Below are 16,886 nucleotides of genomic sequence, written 5' to 3' on the forward strand. Positions count from 1 at the left end.
CGGGAACTCGTGATGCCATTGCTGCTTTCTTCAGGTACCGCGCTAATAACTGCCGGAATAGAAAATCTGCTCAATACCTTTCTCTGGCAAGACCGGGGCTTGAAGGCGGCACGGCAGCGCTTAGTGGGTAAGGTATTGCGTGTCGAGCTCAAAGAGTTCGCATCGCCGCTCGTTTTAGTTTTTAGCGAACAACAACTCGATGTATTAGGGCAGTGGGAAGGCGAAGCCGACTGTCTGGTGAAGACGGGACTAAGCACACTGCCGAAATTACGTGACCGGCAACAGCTTACGGCTCTGATTCGCAGCGGTGAATTAGAGGTTCAGGGCGATCTTCAGGTCGTCCAGAACTGGGTTGCCCTGATGGATCTTGCTGAATTCGACCCTGCTGAATTGTTAGCACCTTATATCGGCGATATTGCCGCTGAAGGCATCAGCAAAGTGATTCGTGGTGGCAGTCAGTTTTTGATAAAAGGATTCTCCCGTAACCAACAATACCTGTCTGAAGCGATTACTGAAGAGTGGAAAATGGCGCCGGGCTCGTTGGAAGTGGCATGGTTTGCTGAGGAAACGGCAGCTGTCGAACGTAAGGTCGATGCCCTCGTTGCGCGACTGGACAAACTGGAGAACAAATGACGCCTGGAGAGATTCGCCGCCTCTATTTCATTATCCGCACTTTTCTAAGTTACGGCCTGGATGAACTGATCCCTCGGATCCGCATTACGCTACCGTTACGCATCTGGCGGCGCATGCTTTTCTGGATGCCTAACCGCCATAAAGAGAAGCCTCTCGGTGAGCGTTTACGCCTTGCACTGCAAGAACTGGGGCCGGTATGGATCAAGTTCGGACAGATGCTTTCGACTCGTCGTGACCTGTTCCCACCACAAATTGCCGACCAACTAGCGATGTTGCAAGACCGGGTCGCCCCATTTGACGGTGCGTTAGCGAAAAGACAAATCGAACAATCGATGGGCGGGATCCCTATCGAAACCTGGTTTGATGATTTCGACATTACACCGCTGGCGTCGGCTTCTATTGCCCAGGTTCACACCGCTCGCCTGAAAGAGAATGGGCGTGATGTTGTTATCAAAGTTATTCGTCCTGATATCCTGCCGATTATCAAAGCGGATATGAAACTCATCTATCGTCTTGCACGTTGGGTGCCACGTTTGATGCCAGATGGCCGCCGTTTGCGCCCGCTGGAAGTGGTACGCGAATATGAGAAGACCTTGATTGATGAGCTGAATCTTCTGCGCGAAGCCGCCAACGCTATCCAGCTGCGTCGCAATTTTGAAGACAGCCCGATGCTCTACGTGCCGGAAGTGTTCTCTGACTATTGCAGCGAGAACATGATGGTTATGGAGCGGATCTACGGTATTCCTGTATCTGATATTGCGATGCTTAAAGAGCAAGGCACCAACATGAAACTGTTGGCCGAACGCGGCGTGCAGGTGTTCTTTACCCAGGTGTTTCGCGACAGCTTTTTCCATGCCGACATGCACCCCGGCAACATCTTTGTCAGTTACGAGCACCCGGAAGATCCGCAATATATTGGTATCGACTGCGGTATCGTAGGCTCACTGAATAAAGAAGATAAGCGCTATCTGGCGGAAAACTTTATCGCTTTCTTTAACCGCGACTACCGCAAGGTGGCTGAATTGCACGTCGATTCAGGCTGGGTTCCACCAGATACCAACGTTGAAGAGTTTGAGTTCGCCATTCGTACCGTTTGTGAACCTATCTTTGAGAAACCACTGGCGGAAATCTCCTTCGGCCATGTATTGCTGAACCTGTTTAACACGGCACGCCGTTTTAACATGGAAGTGCAACCACAGCTGGTTTTACTGCAAAAAACGCTACTTTACGTTGAAGGGCTCGGAAGACAGCTTTATCCGCAGTTAGATTTGTGGAAAACCGCTAAACCTTTCCTCGAAAGTTGGATCAAAGATCAGGTGGGTATTCCTGCTCTTATTCGATCTTTTAAAGAAAAAGCGCCGTTCTGGATAGAAAAAATGCCAGAACTTCCAGAACTGATGTACGACAGTTTGCGCCAGGGTAAACAATTACAGCAGAGTGTTGATAAAATAACGCGTGATTTACAACGTAACCAGGTGCGTCAGTCACAATCTCGCTACCTGTTCGGCATTGGTGCCACGCTACTGCTAAGTGGCACTTTGATATTGATTAACAAGCCAGAATGGCAATACCAGCCTGCAGGTCTTATGGCTGCTGGCATCGTGGCCTGGCTGATTGGCTGGCGACGCTCATCCTGAGCTGTTTTTAATCGTTTTTAACAGACAACGTGCGGTACAATAGAGACCGTTATCTATTTATCACTGTGATTTGAGGCGACATTATGGGTGGTATCAGTATTTGGCAATTGTTGATCATTGCCGTCATCGTGGTTCTGCTTTTCGGTACTAAGAAATTGGGTTCTATCGGTTCTGATTTGGGCGCATCCATTAAGGGCTTTAAAAAAGCCATGAATGATGATGAAGATAAAGAGAAAGATAAATCTGTTCAGGATGCCGATTTCACAGCGAAAACGCTTGCTGATAAGCAACCTGTCGATGTGAAGAAAGACGAAGCTAAGAGCAACGATAAAGAGCAGGTGTAAACCGTGTTCGATATTGGTTTCAGTGAACTGCTGCTGGTGTTCGTTATTGGCCTGATCGTCCTCGGGCCACAGCGTTTGCCTGTTGCTGTTAAAACGGTTGTCGGCTGGGTTCGCGCTTTGCGTTCTCTGGCGACAACGGTACAAAATGAACTGGTTCAGGAGTTGAAAATCCAGGAGCTGCAAGACAGCCTGAAGAAGGTTGAAAAAGCGAGCATGGATAACCTCACGCCTGAACTCAAGGCATCAATGGATGAGCTGCGTCAGGCAGCGGAGTCAATGAAGCGCTCGTATACTCATGATCCTGAAAAGGGGAGTGACGAGGCCCATACTATCCATAATCCATTGGTGAAAGACGCTGAGGACAGCCATGAAGGTGTGACTCCAGCCGCTGCTGCACATCAAGCCAGCGCGCCTGCGGAAGCTCCAGTCGTTGAAACTGAAACAATTCATGCATCAACGGCGGCTACTGAAGAGTTAATTCAGCCTGATATCAAACCCTTAGCAGAGCCTGTCAAAGCGCCAGCTTCTTCTCAACCTTCGAGTGATAAACAGTAAACATGGCCGTTGAAGATACCCAACCGCTTATCAGCCATCTGATAGAGCTGCGCAAGCGACTGTTAAATAGCATTATCGCTGTGCTGGTGATTTTCCTGGCACTGATTTACTTTGCCAATGACATCTATCAGATAGTCTCAGCACCGTTGATTAAGCAAATGCCACTCGGGTCAACGATGATTGCTACAGACGTGGCCTCACCGTTTTTCACCCCTGTAAAGCTGACAATTTATGTGTCGGTGTTTTTGTCCGCGCCGGTCATTCTTTATCAGATTTGGGCGTTTATCGCGCCAGCGCTGTATAAGCATGAACGCAAGCTGGTGATGCCATTACTGTTTTCCAGCTCGCTGCTGTTTTATATCGGCATCGCTTTTGCCTACTTTGTGGTGTTCCCGCTCGCATTTGGTTTTCTGACTAAAACTGCTCCAATAGGGGTGGTGGTGTCGACTGACATCAGCAAGTACCTCGATTTTGTCATGACGTTGTTTATGGCATTCGGTGTCGCTTTTGAAGTGCCTGTGGCCATTATTCTGCTGTGCTGGATGGGTGTTACCACCCCTGAAGCACTGAAGAGTAAGCGTCCTTACATTCTGGTCGGTGCGTTTGTTGTCGGCATGTTGTTAACGCCGCCTGATGTTTTCTCGCAAACGCTATTAGCGATACCGATGTATTGCCTGTTTGAAGTCGGTGTATTTTTCTCTCGTTTCTACGTCGGTAAAGGGCGCAGAGGGGGAGAGGAAGACCCGGAAGACGCTCCAGAAGCAGAAGACGATCACTCTAAATAAGAGATTCTTAATTTCAGACCGCCCAATAGGGCGGTCGTCGTTTGGAAGGCGCTATGTTTGATATCGGTGTAAATCTTACCAGCTCCCAGTTTGCTAAAGACCACGCTGACGTTGTTGCTCGTGCGCATCTTGCGGGAGTCAACGGCATGTTGCTTACCGGGACCAATATTCACGAAAGTCAGCAGGCACTGTTACTGGCACAACAGTATCAAGGCTGCTGGTCGACTGCGGGCGTTCATCCGCATGATGCCAGCCATTGGCAAGACGAGACAACTGACATTATTCGCGAGCTTGCAGGTGCATCGGAAGTCGTCGCTATCGGTGAGTGTGGGCTGGATTTCAATCGCAATTTCTCAACGCCTGCTGAACAAGAACGTGCTTTTACCGCACAACTGGCCCTTGCTGCAGACCTGATGATGCCGGTATTTTTACATTGCCGCGAAGCTCACGAACGGTTTATCGCCTTGCTGGATCCCTGGCTTGATAAGTTACCCGGCGTGGTTTTGCACTGCTTTACCGGAACGGAAAATGAAGTTCGTGAATGCCTGGCGCGCGGGATTTTTATCGGCGTCACTGGCTGGGTCTGCGACGAGCGTCGCGGCCTTGAGTTACGCGAATTGCTACCGGTGATACCAGCACATCAGCTGTTGCTGGAAACCGATGCCCCCTATTTGTTACCGCGGGATCTAAAACCAAAACCTGCTTCCCGACGGAACGAACCCTGCTACTTGCCTCATATCCTGGAGAAGGTAGCTGAATGGCGTGGAGAAGATCCCGCCTGGCTTGCGCAAGTAACAGATGACAATGCCCGCCGTCTTTTCCGGCTGGCTTAAATCAGGAGAAAAGTAATGAGCTATGCATTTCCCGGTACGTTTCCTGGCCGCCGTATGCGCCGCGTCCGTCGTCATGATTTCAGCCGCCGTCTTGTGGCGGAGAATCAATTAACGGTTAACGACCTTATCTATCCCGTGTTCGTGATGGAAGGCCAGAACCGTCAGGAAGAAGTGTCGTCGATGCCGGGTGTTTACCGGATGACTATCGATTTGCTGCTCAAAGAAGCGGAAGCTGTCGCGAAACTAGGCGTGCCGGTGTTGTCACTGTTTCCGGTTATTGAAAGCGCAGGCAAGTCGCTGCACGCAGAAGAAGCTTACAACCCGAATGGTCTGGTTCAGCGCGCGGTACGTGCTCTGAAAGATGCTGTGCCAGAGCTAGGTTTGCTGACTGACGTAGCACTCGACCCGTACACCACTCACGGGCAGGATGGCGTGATTGATGCGGACGGTTACGTTATCAATGACATCACACGTGAGATTCTGGTGCGTCAGGCACTCTCCCATGCTGAAGCCGGGGCTGAAATCATCGCACCTAGCGACATGATGGATGGGCGTATTTGTGCTATCCGCGATCAGTTAGAACTGGACGGTTTTGTTAATACGCAGATCATGTCTTATGCCGCTAAATACGCGTCTTGCTATTACGGACCGTTCCGCGATGCGATTGGTTCATCCAGCAACCTGAAAGGGGGCAACAAGAAGACCTATCAGATGGATCCGGCTAATAGCGATGAAGCGCTACAGGAAGTTGCGCAGGATCTGCAAGAAGGCGCGGATATGGTGATGGTGAAACCGGGTATGCCGTATCTGGACGTGGTTCGCCGCGTGAAAGATACCTTCGGCGTGCCGACTTTTGCCTATCAGGTCTCGGGCGAATATGCGATGCATATGGCGGCGATTCAGAACGGTTGGTTGGCAGAAAAACCAGCGATCATGGAGTCGTTGATGTGCTTTAAACGTGCGGGAGCAGATGGCGTGCTAACGTACTTCTCGAAGCGTGTTGCGCAATGGTTGCATGACGAACAAATGCAGCGCTAGTTTTACGTTGTAGGGCGGATGCTTATCCGCCCTGATTCACTTTATGTCTTCTTAAAATCTGTATTTTTCACACTCTGCATTACCTGTTTATTCAACAGATTCAGCAGCAGCATGGAACGGGCTTCACCGTCCGGCTCGCTAAAAATAGCTTCCAAACCTTCGAATGCTCCTTCCGTTATCACCACGCGATCGCCGTGGTAAGGGGTATCGGGGTCAGTGACATTCTCTGGATGGTGATGAATGAGCTGGTTAATCACATCCGCCGGTACGGTGGCAGGAAGACTGCCGAAGCGCACGAAATGGCTGACGCCCCGCGTTGAATGTATGGTCGTAGTGTGAATGGTCTCAGGATCAAACTGAACGAACATATAATTTGGGAACAGTGGTTCATCGACCGCAGTGCGTTTGCCACGCACGATCTTTTCAATTTTGATCATAGGGGTGAGGCAATTCACTTCCTGACGCTCAAGATGCTCTTGCGCCCGCAGTAATTGACCCCTTTTGCAGTACAACAGATACCAGGATTCCATAAGTTCTCTTTTTCCTAATCAACCCACGAAGAATAGCAAAAGGCCGTTATTAGGGATAGACAGCACAAGTATAACCATTCGCTGATTGGTTATCAGACAAGCATTTACCCCAGTCACTAACTGGAGCAAGTTCCCGGGGATTCATTGCGTCGCCGCTTTACTGCAACTCGAATTACTTTGGGTAAACGCATTATTAACAAAAATACAGCATGCAGTGCATGAAGCCCGTATAATGACTGCAAAATCCTGACTACGATTAATTGCATGAAATACCACGACCTACGCGACTTTCTGGAATTACTTGAACAACGCGGCGAACTAAAGCGCATCTCAATGCCGGTCGATCCATACCTGGAAATGACTGAAATTGCCGATCGTACTTTGCGCGCTAATGGCCCGGCTCTGCTATTTGAGAACCCTAAAGGGTACGATATGCCAGTGCTGTGCAACCTGTTCGGCACTCCGAAACGCGTCGCGATGGGAATGGGACAGGAAGATGTATCTGCACTACGTGAAGTCGGTAAGTTACTGGCCTTCCTGAAAGAACCCGAGCCACCGAAGGGTTTCCGCGATTTATTCGATAAGCTTCCGCAGTTTAAACAAGTGCTGAATATGCCGACGAAACGGCTACGTAACGCTCCGTGTCAGGAACAAATCTGGGAAGGGGATGAAGTCGACTTATCTCGCATTCCGATCATGCAATGTTGGCCTGAAGATGCAGCACCGTTGATTACCTGGGGTTTGACGGTAACGCGTGGGCCGCACAAAGAGCGCCAGAATCTGGGGATTTATCGCCAGCAGTTAATCGGTAAAAATAAGCTGATTATGCGCTGGTTATCGCATCGCGGTGGCGCACTGGATTTTCAGGAGTGGTGTGCTGAACATCCGGGTGAACGCTTCCCTGTTTCGGTTGCCCTGGGCGCCGACCCCGCAACCATTCTTGGCGCGGTTACACCTGTGCCAGACACCCTGTCAGAATATGCTTTTGCCGGTTTACTGCGTGGCACTAAAACCGAAGTCGTGAAGTGTATTTCCAACGATCTTGAAGTCCCTGCGAGCGCGGAGATAGTGCTGGAAGGGTACATTGAGCCGGGTGAAATGGCGCCAGAAGGTCCATATGGTGACCATACGGGCTACTACAATGAAGTAGATGACTTCCCGGTATTTACCGTTACGCATATTACCCAGCGCCAGAATGCGATTTATCATTCAACATATACCGGGCGACCACCGGATGAACCTGCAGTACTCGGCGTGGCTTTGAATGAAGTGTTTGTGCCGATTTTGCAGAAGCAATTCCCGGAAATTGTCGATTTTTATCTGCCGCCGGAAGGTTGTTCCTATCGCCTTGCGGTTGTCACCATTAAGAAGCAATACGCGGGCCACGCTAAACGCGTGATGATGGGCGTGTGGTCTTTCTTGCGGCAATTTATGTACACCAAATTCGTTATCGTGTGCGATGACGATGTCAACGCGCGTGACTGGAACGATGTGATTTGGGCCATCACGACGCGTATGGACCCAGCACGAGACACCGTTTTAGTAGAAAACACGCCAATCGATTACCTGGATTTTGCCTCGCCGGTTTCCGGTCTTGGCTCAAAAATGGGACTGGATGCCACCAATAAATGGCCAGGTGAAACTCAGCGTGAGTGGGGACGTCCTATCAAGAAAGATGCAGAAGTATGTGCGCGTATCGATGCAATCTGGGATGAACTGGCTATTTTCGACGACGGTAAAAACGCCTGAGCGGCGGATTTTTCCGTTTTGCATTATTGACCCGACAGAGGGGAAGCATGACAACCTTAAGCTGTAAAGTGACCTCGGTAGAAGCGATAACTGACACGGTATATCGCGTTCGATTACTGCCGGAAGCGAAATTCTCCTTTCAGGCCGGGCAGTATTTGATGGTGGTAATGGATGAGCGTGATAAACGCCCGTTCTCCATGGCATCCACGCCGAGCGACCATGAGTTTATCGAACTGCACATTGGCGCATCAGAACTCAATCTGTACGCCATGGCGGTGATGGACCGCATTCTGAAAGAGAAAGAAATCGTCGTAGACATTCCGCATGGCGATGCCTGGCTGCGTGAAGACGAAGATCGTCCGTTAATTCTGATTGCGGGCGGGACTGGCTTCTCTTACGTACGTTCGATTTTGCTGACTGCGCTCGCACGCAATCCACAACGTGAAATTGCGATTTACTGGGGCGGTCGTGAAGATAAACATCTTTATGACTTGTCTGAGTTAGAAGCGCTTTCCGTCGTGCACCCAAATCTACGTGTTGAAGCAGTTGTTGAGCAACCGGAAGAAGGCTGGCGCGGCCGGACTGGCACGGTGTTAACCGCAGTGATGCAGGATTATGGAACGCTTGCCGGGCACGACATCTACATTGCCGGACGTTTTGAGATGGCGAAAATCGCGCGCGACCTGTTCTGCAATGAACGCAGTGCGAATGTCGACCGCATGTTTGGTGATGCTTTCGCTTTTATTTGATGATACCCGTCATACTTCAAGCTGCATCTTTGTTGACTACGTTCACTCACCCGAATCACTTACTCATGTAAGCTCATCGGGACTCGTTCTCTTGTCGCCTTGATGCAACTCGAATTATTTGGGTATAAATAAAAAACCCGCCCCTGACAGGCGGGAAAAACGGCAACTAAACCTTCCCCGTCATAATTCGTGCTGCCTCTTTGTTGGCTGCCTTCGTTCACCCCGGTCACATAGTTATCTATGCTCCCGGGGATTCACTCAGTTGCCGCCGCGATGCAACGCGAATTATTTAGGGTATTAATTCCTTAAACGCGTTCAATAACAGTGGCAATGCCCTGACCTAAACCGATGCACATCGTGGCAAGACCAAATTGCGCATCGCGACGTTCCATCAGGTTTAACAATGTGGTGCTAATGCGTGTACCGGAACAACCCAGCGGGTGTCCCAGTGCAATCGCGCCGCCGTTCAGGTTAATTTTCTCGTCGATCTTATCCATCAAGCCCAGGTCTTTAATACACGGCAAGATTTGTGCGGCGAAGGCTTCGTTCATCTCAAACAGGTCGATATCCGCGGCAGTCAGGCCCGCTTTTTTCAACGCCATTTTTGATGCCGGAACCGGGCCGTAGCCCATAATCGATGGATCACAGCCAACAACGGCCATAGAGCGAACGTATGCGCGGATCTTCAGGCCGAGTTCTTTAGCGCGGGTTTCGCTCATCAGCAACATCGCCGACGCCCCATCTGACAGAGCAGATGAACTGCCCGCCGTCACGGTTCCGTTGACTGGATCAAACGCCGGTTTCAATGCTGCCAGCCCTTCAACAGTCGTTTCAGGACGAATCACTTCATCGTAATCAAAACGCTTGAGTACACCGTCGGCGTCATGGCCACTTGTCGGCAGGATTTCAGATTTGAAATAGCCCGCTTCTGTGGCAGCCCAGGCACGTTGATGCGAACGAGCAGCAAACTGATCCTGCATTTCACGACTAATGCCATGCATACGCGATAACATCTCGGCGGTTAAGCCCATCATACCGGCCGCTTTAGCGACGTTACGGCTCAGACCTGGATGGAAATCCACTCCGTGGCTCATTGGCACGTGGCCCATATGTTCCACGCCGCCCACCAGGCAAGCATGCGCATCACCGGTCTGAATCATACGAGCCGCGTCATGCAGAGCCTGCATGGAAGAACCACACAGACGGTTGACGGTAACCGCGGGAACGGAATGCGGGATTTCGGCCAGCAGCGAGGCGTTACGCGCAATGTTAAAACCTTGCTCAAGAGTCTGCTGCACACATCCCCAATAAATGTCATCCAGTGCGGCAGCTTCTAACGCCGGGTTACGCGACAGAATTCCACGCATCAAATGGGCAGAAAGATCTTCTGCACGCAGATTACGAAATGCCCCACCTTTTGAGCGGCCCATCGGGGTGCGAATGGCATCAACAATTACAACCTTTTCCATAATCACTCCTCAGGCACTTTTCAGGTCACTGGCCAGGCCCGCAGGCTCAACCGGTGGATAGTACGGCTCGTTACGGGAAGCTTTTGCACGCAGACCGTCCGGCACCTGATAGAGAGGGCCAAGATGTTCGTACCGCTGAGCCATATCGAGATATTTTGCACTGCCAATGGTATCTAACCAGCGGAATGCGCCGCCATGGAACGGAGGGAAGCCCAAACCGTAAACCAGTGCCATGTCCGCTTCAGCCGGGCTTGCAATAATGCCTTCTTCCAGACAACGGACGACTTCGTTGACCATCGGGATCATCATGCGTGCGATAATTTCTTCATCGCCGAAGTTGTGGCGCGGTTTGCTGACATCGGCCAACAGGCTGTCTGTCGCTTCGTCCTGCTCTTTACGCGGTTTGCCTTTGCTGTCTTGTTTGTAACGATAGAAGCCCTGTTGGGTTTTCTGGCCGTAGCGGCCTGCATCAAACATCGCATCAACGGCATCGCGATAATCTTTCTGCATGCGCTGTGGGAAACCAGCAGCCATCACAGCCTGCGCGTGGTGCGCGGTGTCAATCCCAACCACATCGAGCAGATACGCCGGTCCCATTGGCCAACCGAACTGCTTTTCCATCACTTTGTCGATTTGACGGAAATCAGCACCGTCACGCATCAACTGGCTGAAGCCTGCAAAGTAAGGGAACAGTACGCGGTTGACGAAGAAGCCTGGGCAGTCGTTCACTACGATTGGCGTTTTGCCCATTTTGCTGGCCCACGCTACAACCTTCGCGATGGTTTGCTCAGACGTTTTTTCGCCGCGAATCACTTCCACTAATGGCATGCGATGCACCGGGTTAAAGAAGTGCATACCGCAGAAGTTTTCCGGGCGCTTCAGGCTATTTGCCAGTTCGCCAATCGGAATGGTCGAGGTGTTCGACGCCAGAACCGTATCTGCGCGCACTTTGTCTTCCACTTCCGCCAGCACGGCTTTCTTCACTTTTGGATTTTCAACAACCGCTTCAACAACGACGTCGACACGCTCAAAACCGGCGTAATCCAGTGTTGGATGAATGGTGGCAATCACGCCCGCCAGTTTCATCCCGTCGATCTTTCCGCGTTCCAGTTGTTTGTTGAGCAGCTTGCTGGCTTCATTAATGCCCAGCTCTAGCGACTTCTCGTTAATATCCTTCATTAATACCGGTACGCCTTTCCAGGCTGACTGGTAAGCAATGCCTCCCCCCATGATCCCGGCACCAAGAACGGCGGCCTGTTTCGGGGTTTCGGTATTTAAGGTCCGCTTTTTCGCCTGACCTTTTATGTATTGGTCGTTCAGGAAAATCCCGACCAGCGCACGGGCCTCATTTGAACGCGCCAACGGCACGAAACTTTGAGTCTCCAGTTGTAATGCCTCGTCACGGCCCATTCTTGCCGCAGCTTCAATGGTTTTGACTGCCGTCATCGGAGCAGGGTAGTGCTTGCCAGCAATCTGCATCACCATGCTTTTCGCGATGGTGAAGCTCATCGTGGCTTCGATTTTGCTCAACTTCAGAGGTTGCAGTTTCGGTGCGCGTTTCGCTTTCCAATCCAGCTCGCCGTTAATCGCCTGCCGAAGGACAGCTAAAGCCCCATCGCGCAGTTTTTCAGTCTTAACGATGCCATCAACTAAACCGATTTTTTGCGCTTCAGTGGCGCTGACATCTTTACCGGCAGTGATGATTTCCAGTGCGCTATCGGCACCCAACATACGCGGCAAACGCACTGAACCACCAAAGCCTGGCATGATGCCCAGTTTCGTTTCAGGCAAACCAATGCGCGCATCAGGCGTTGCCAGACGGTAATCCGTAGCCAGCACACATTCGCAGCCGCCGCCGAGGGCATAACCATTCACTGCTGAAATGGTAGGGACAGGCAAATCTTCCAGACGATTGAAGACGCTATTGGCGAATTGCAGCCAGTGGGTCAGTTGTTCCGCAGGAACCTGGAACAAAGACAAGAATTCAGTAATATCAGCCCCGACAATAAACGCGGCTTTATTGGAGGTCAGCATCAGGCCTTTCAGCGATGGCTGCTTTTCCAGGACATCAAGCGCGTGACCCAGGCTTGCTACGGTCGCGGTGTCGAGTTTGTTCACTGAGCCGGGCGCATCAAATACCAATTCTGCGATGCCGTCTTCCAGCCAGTCGAGATGTAAGGTTTCACCTTGGTAGAGCATGTCAGTCTCCTGAATCCAGCAATGGGATCTGGTCGTACCAGATGGAGAGGAGTGTGGAATTGATGTTAATGAAATGCAAATAACTCTTTAAATATTTGCAAAGATGATCACAGCCACTGGAAATAAGTTCGCTTAGTTTGCGGTGTGCTAAGATGCGTGGCGTTCAGGTTTAAAAAAAACAGAAGGGTAAATCATGGATTCACTGGCCTCACTTTATAAAGATCATGTGGCAACTTTGCAGGAGCGCACCCGCAATGTTCTGGCGCGTTTCAATCTCGACGCGCTGTTGATTCACTCGGGGGAGCTTTTCAACGTCTTCCTTGATGATCATTCATATCCGTTCAAAGTTAACCCGCAGTTCAAAGCGTGGGTTCCTGTGACACAAGTGCCAAATTGCTGGCTGCTGGTGGATGGTGTTAACAAACCTAAATTGTGGTTCTACTTGCCGGTTGATTACTGGCACAACGTTGAACCGCTGCCAGAATCCTTCTGGACTGACGAAATTGATGTGATTGCGTTGCCAAAAGCTGATGGCATTGGCAGCCAACTCCCTGCGGCGCGTGGCAACATCGGCTACATTGGGCCGGTGCCAGAGCGCGCGTTGCAGCTTGATATTCAAGCTACAAATATCAACCCGAAAGGGGTGATTGATTACCTGCATTACCATCGTTCTTATAAAACTGATTATGAACTGGCGTGTATGCGTGAAGCGCAGAAAACGGCAGTTGTCGGCCATCAGGCGGCGCACGAAGCATTCTTGTCCGGAATGAGCGAGTTTGATATCAATCAGGCATATCTGACCGCAACCGGCCACCGTGATACTGATGTTCCTTATGGCAACATTGTGGCGCTCAACGAGCATGCTGCAGTACTGCATTACACCAAACTGGATAACCGTGTGCCTTCCGAAGTGCGCAGCTTCCTTTTAGATGCTGGTGCGGAATACAACGGTTACGCCGCTGATTTAACGCGTACCTGGTCGGCTAAAAGCGACAACGATTATGCTCAGTTGATTAAAGATGTTAATACCGAACAACTTGCGCTGATTGATACCCTGAAAGCGGGCGTGCGTTACACCGATTACCATATCCAGTTCCATCAACGCATCGCCAAACTGTTGAACCGTCATAAACTGGTTACAGGCATTAGCGAAGAAGCGATGGTTGAAACCGGGATTACTGGTCCGTTTATGCCGCACGGTTTGGGTCACCCGCTCGGTTTGCAGGTGCATGATGTGGCTGGTTTCATGCAAGATGATACCGGTACGCACCAGGCTGCACCGTCGCAATATCCTTACCTGCGCTGCACCCGTGTGCTGGAGCCTCGTATGGTATTGACTATCGAACCGGGCATGTACTTTATTGAATCTTTGCTGGCACCGTGGCGCGAAGGGCAGTACAGCAAGCACTTTGACTGGCAGCGTATCGAAGCCATGAAACCATTTGGCGGCATTCGTATTGAAGACAACGTGATTGTTCACGAAAATAGCATTGAAAACATGACGCGCGATTTGAAACTGGCGTAATGGACAGTTGGCTGATTCCTGCTGACTCCATCATGGTCAGTGAGGAAATCAAGAAAAGCCGCTTTATTACGTTGGTCGCGCATACCTCCGGCGTAATAGCGGCGAAAGCGTTTCTTGAAAAAGTACGTTCTGAACATCCAGCGGCCCGGCATCATTGCTGGGCCTGGGTGGCTGGTGCGCCAAATGACTCGCAGCAGTTAGGTTTCTCTGATGATGGCGAGCCAGCTGGAACCGCGGGAAAGCCTATGCTCGCCCAGCTAATGGGGAGTGGTATCGGGGAAATTACCGCCGTGGTGGTGCGCTACTATGGTGGTGTCAAACTCGGAACGGGCGGTTTGGTGAAAGCCTATGGCGGCGGAGTGCAGATGGCATTAAATCAATTGCCCACTGTGCTCAAAGTTCCGTTAACCGAATATACTTTGCAGTGCGAATATGCGCAGCTTGCAGGAATCGAAGCGTTGCTCAAACAGTGCAACGGGGTTCTCGTGCAAAGTGATTTTCAGGCGTCTGTAATATTACGTATCGCGTTACCACACGCGAAACTGGCTGACTTTTCAGTCAGACTTGCTGATTTTAGCCGCGGTGCATTGCATTTATTGCCGGCTGAACAATAATTCCCTCTCGTTATTTTTTTGATAGTTAAGGAAGCGGCTGAAATGCATTTTCGCGCCATAACCCGAATCGTTGGTCTGTTAGTCATTCTATTTTCTGTGACCATGATTATTCCTGGGTTGGTAGCTTTAATTTATCGCGATGGTGCTGGCCGAGCTTTCACCCAGACTTTCTTCGCAGCATTGCTCATTGGTTCTTTTCTGTGGTGGCCTAACCGGCGGCAAAAAAGTGAGCTTAAACCGCGAGAAGGATTCCTGATCGTCGTCCTGTTCTGGACGGTGCTGGGGAGCGTGGGGGCGTTGCCCTTTATCTTCGCTGAACAACCGAATCTCACTATTACCGATGCATTCTTCGAATCGTTCTCGGGCTTAACGACCACTGGTGCGACAACACTTGTCGGGCTCGATTCTCTCCCACACGCGATTCTGTTTTACCGGCAGATGTTGCAGTGGTTTGGCGGCATGGGGATCATTGTTCTCGCTGTAGCCATTCTGCCTATACTCGGTGTAGGCGGGATGCAGTTATATCGCGCTGAAATGCCAGGACCGCTGAAAGATAACAAAATGCGCCCGCGTATCGCGGATACGGCAAAAACGCTGTGGATCATATATGTTCTCTTAACCGTCGCTTGTGCGCTGGCGCTTTGGTTTGCCGGTATGCCCGCATTCGATGCGATAGGCCATAGTTTTGCGACTATCGCGATTGGTGGTTTCTCCACGCACGACGCGAGTATTGGTTATTTCGACAGCCCAACCATTAATACTATTATTGCCATCTTCCTGCTGATCTCAGGTTGTAACTACGGCCTGCACTTCTCTCTATTAAGTGGGCGTAATATAAAAGTCTACTGGCGCGATCCTGAGTTCCGCATGTTTATTGGTGTGCAACTGACGCTGGTGGTTATCTGCACCCTCGTACTTTGGTTCCATAATACTTACCAGTCGGCACTGCTCACGCTGAACCAGGCATTCTTCCAGGTAGTTTCTATGGCGACCACCGCCGGGTTTACGACCGACAGCATTGCGCGTTGGCCTTTATTCTTACCGGTGCTATTACTGTGCTCTGCTTTTATAGGTGGTTGTGCGGGTTCAACGGGCGGCGGGCTGAAAGTGATTCGTATCCTGTTGCTGTTCAAACAGGGTAATCGTGAACTGAAACGTCTGGTGCACCCTAATGCGGTATATAGCATTAAGCTTGGGAACCGTGCGTTGCCCGAACGTATCCTTGAAGCTGTGTGGGGATTCTTCTCGGCCTATGCGCTGGTGTTTATCCTCAGCATGCTCGCGATTATTGCGACCGGTGTGGATGATTTCTCAGCCTTTGCGTCCGTTGCCGCAACGCTGAATAACCTCGGCCCTGGTTTGGGTGTCGTGGCAGACAACTTTGCCAGCATGAATCCTGTGGCGAAATGGATATTGATAGCCAATATGCTGTTTGGCCGTCTTGAAGTATTTACTTTACTCGTACTGTTTACGCCAACTTTCTGGCGAGAGTAACCGGAGCCTGTAGTGAGAACTTTGATTCTATTTTCGACCCGCGATGGTCAGACTCGTGAGATTGCTTCTTATATAGCATCTGAATTGAAAGAGCTGGGCGTTGAGAGTGATGTCGTTAACCTGCATCGCAGTGGCGATATTGCATGGGGCAACTACGAGCGCGTCGTTATCGGCGCCTCTATTCGTTACGGGCATTTCCATTCTTCAGTGGCTGCGTTTGTGAAAAAGCATCAGCAAGCATTGAATACGATCCCGAGCGCTTTCTTCTCCGTAAACCTCGTCGCCCGCAAACCCGAGAAGCGTTCTCCGCAAACCAACTCTTATACGCGTAAGTTCTTGCTGACCTCTCCGTGGCAACCAAATCATTGCGCTGTGTTTGCTGGTGCGCTCCGTTATCCGCGTTACAGCTGGTATGACCGCGTGATGATACGCTTCATTATGAAGATGACAGGCGGCGAAACAGATATTAGTAAAGAAGTTGTCTATACCGATTGGCCGCAAGTGGCGCGTTTCGCACAGGAATTAGTACGCTTAAACAGCAAATAGTGTCCAAAACATCCATTTTGATGAAAAAAAACGCGCCCAGTCATTTTTTTGCAATAAACACTTGTCAGCTCCCAGAAAATCCCTATACTGCGCCTCCACTGACACGGCACAACGGCTTACAAACCGGCCCGTCAGTCAGACGAAAAGCGAAAATAAACGCTTGACTCTGAAAGAGGAAAGCGTAAT

At 50.7% G+C, this 16,886-nt stretch carries 16 protein-coding genes; 13 read left to right on the forward strand and 3 right to left on the reverse strand.

The window, feature by feature from the left end; all coding sequences use genetic code 11:
* Positions 1–12: 12 nt before the first annotated feature.
* The 7 genes from ubiJ to hemB all read left to right on the forward strand — a co-directional run bounded on the left by ubiJ (position 13) and on the right by hemB (position 5,825).
* Entirely contained in the window at positions 13–633 is a 621-nt protein-coding gene (ubiJ, locus tag WBL83_RS16215) for a ubiquinone biosynthesis protein UbiJ (protein WP_424590121.1), read from the forward strand.
* Positions 630–2,270, forward strand: a complete 1,641-nt coding sequence (gene ubiB / locus WBL83_RS16220) for a ubiquinone biosynthesis regulatory protein kinase UbiB (protein WP_424590122.1) — start codon at positions 630–632, stop codon at positions 2,268–2,270. The genes ubiJ and ubiB overlap by 4 nt, the downstream gene beginning before the upstream one ends.
* Positions 2,271–2,353: 83 nt before the next feature.
* Entirely contained in the window at positions 2,354–2,614 is a 261-nt protein-coding gene (gene tatA, locus WBL83_RS16225) for a Sec-independent protein translocase subunit TatA (RefSeq protein WP_424590123.1), read from the forward strand.
* A gap of 3 nt (positions 2,615–2,617) precedes the next feature.
* Positions 2,618–3,169, forward strand: a complete 552-nt coding sequence (tatB, locus tag WBL83_RS16230; RefSeq protein WP_424590124.1) for a Sec-independent protein translocase protein TatB — start codon at positions 2,618–2,620, stop codon at positions 3,167–3,169.
* A gap of 2 nt (positions 3,170–3,171) precedes the next feature.
* A complete protein-coding gene (tatC, locus tag WBL83_RS16235; RefSeq protein WP_424590125.1) occupies positions 3,172–3,954 on the forward strand; it encodes a Sec-independent protein translocase subunit TatC in 783 nt (260 codons plus the stop codon).
* Between the two features lie 53 nt (positions 3,955–4,007).
* Positions 4,008–4,787: a 3'-5' ssDNA/RNA exonuclease TatD gene (tatD, locus tag WBL83_RS16240; RefSeq protein WP_424590126.1), complete on the forward strand. Its 780-nt coding sequence runs from the start codon at positions 4,008–4,010 to the stop codon at positions 4,785–4,787.
* Positions 4,788–4,802: 15 nt separating this feature from the next.
* Complete coding sequence (gene hemB, locus WBL83_RS16245; protein ID WP_424590127.1) at positions 4,803–5,825, forward strand: porphobilinogen synthase; 1,023 nt, start codon at positions 4,803–4,805, stop codon at positions 5,823–5,825.
* 41 nt (positions 5,826–5,866) lie between these two features.
* Here the strand turns inward: hemB and rfaH are convergent, their stop codons facing one another.
* On the reverse strand, positions 5,867–6,355 hold the full coding sequence (gene rfaH, locus WBL83_RS16250) for a transcription/translation regulatory transformer protein RfaH (RefSeq protein ID WP_424590128.1): 489 nt from the start codon (positions 6,353–6,355) through the stop codon (positions 5,867–5,869).
* 255 nt (positions 6,356–6,610) lie between these two features.
* On the opposite strand from rfaH, the gene ubiD reads away from it, so the two are divergent.
* Together ubiD and fre are read left to right on the forward strand one after the other, a co-directional pair.
* Positions 6,611–8,104, forward strand: coding sequence for a 4-hydroxy-3-polyprenylbenzoate decarboxylase (gene ubiD, locus WBL83_RS16255; protein ID WP_424590136.1), 1,494 nt, complete (start codon positions 6,611–6,613; stop codon positions 8,102–8,104).
* 47 nt (positions 8,105–8,151) lie between these two features.
* Complete coding sequence (gene fre, locus WBL83_RS16260; RefSeq protein ID WP_424590129.1) at positions 8,152–8,853, forward strand: NAD(P)H-flavin reductase; 702 nt, start codon at positions 8,152–8,154, stop codon at positions 8,851–8,853.
* Between the two features lie 305 nt (positions 8,854–9,158).
* Here the strand turns inward: fre and fadA are convergent, their stop codons facing one another.
* Positions 9,159–10,322: an acetyl-CoA C-acyltransferase FadA gene (gene fadA / locus WBL83_RS16265; protein WP_424590130.1), complete on the reverse strand. Its 1,164-nt coding sequence runs from the start codon at positions 10,320–10,322 to the stop codon at positions 9,159–9,161.
* A 9-nt stretch (positions 10,323–10,331) separates the two neighbouring features.
* Positions 10,332–12,521: a fatty acid oxidation complex subunit alpha FadB gene (gene fadB / locus WBL83_RS16270; RefSeq protein ID WP_424590131.1), complete on the reverse strand. Its 2,190-nt coding sequence runs from the start codon at positions 12,519–12,521 to the stop codon at positions 10,332–10,334.
* A 193-nt stretch (positions 12,522–12,714) separates the two neighbouring features.
* On the opposite strand from fadB, the gene pepQ reads away from it, so the two are divergent.
* Genes pepQ through hemG form a run of 4 tightly spaced genes read left to right on the forward strand, consistent with a single transcriptional unit; the run spans position 12,715 to position 16,700 of the window.
* Positions 12,715–14,046: a Xaa-Pro dipeptidase gene (pepQ, locus tag WBL83_RS16275; protein WP_424590132.1), complete on the forward strand. Its 1,332-nt coding sequence runs from the start codon at positions 12,715–12,717 to the stop codon at positions 14,044–14,046.
* Complete coding sequence (locus WBL83_RS16280; protein WP_424590133.1) at positions 14,046–14,660, forward strand: IMPACT family protein; 615 nt, start codon at positions 14,046–14,048, stop codon at positions 14,658–14,660. Before pepQ ends, WBL83_RS16280 begins: the two co-directional genes overlap by 1 nt.
* 42 nt (positions 14,661–14,702) lie before the next feature.
* Positions 14,703–16,154, forward strand: a complete 1,452-nt coding sequence (gene trkH / locus WBL83_RS16285) for a Trk system potassium transporter TrkH (protein WP_424590134.1) — start codon at positions 14,703–14,705, stop codon at positions 16,152–16,154.
* Between the two features lie 12 nt (positions 16,155–16,166).
* On the forward strand, positions 16,167–16,700 hold the full coding sequence (hemG, locus tag WBL83_RS16290; protein ID WP_424590135.1) for a menaquinone-dependent protoporphyrinogen IX dehydrogenase: 534 nt from the start codon (positions 16,167–16,169) through the stop codon (positions 16,698–16,700).
* Positions 16,701–16,886: the final 186 nt, after the last annotated feature.

The organism is Buttiauxella sp. (assembly GCF_049686335.1).
Taxonomy (GTDB): Bacteria; Pseudomonadota; Gammaproteobacteria; order Enterobacterales; family Enterobacteriaceae; genus Buttiauxella.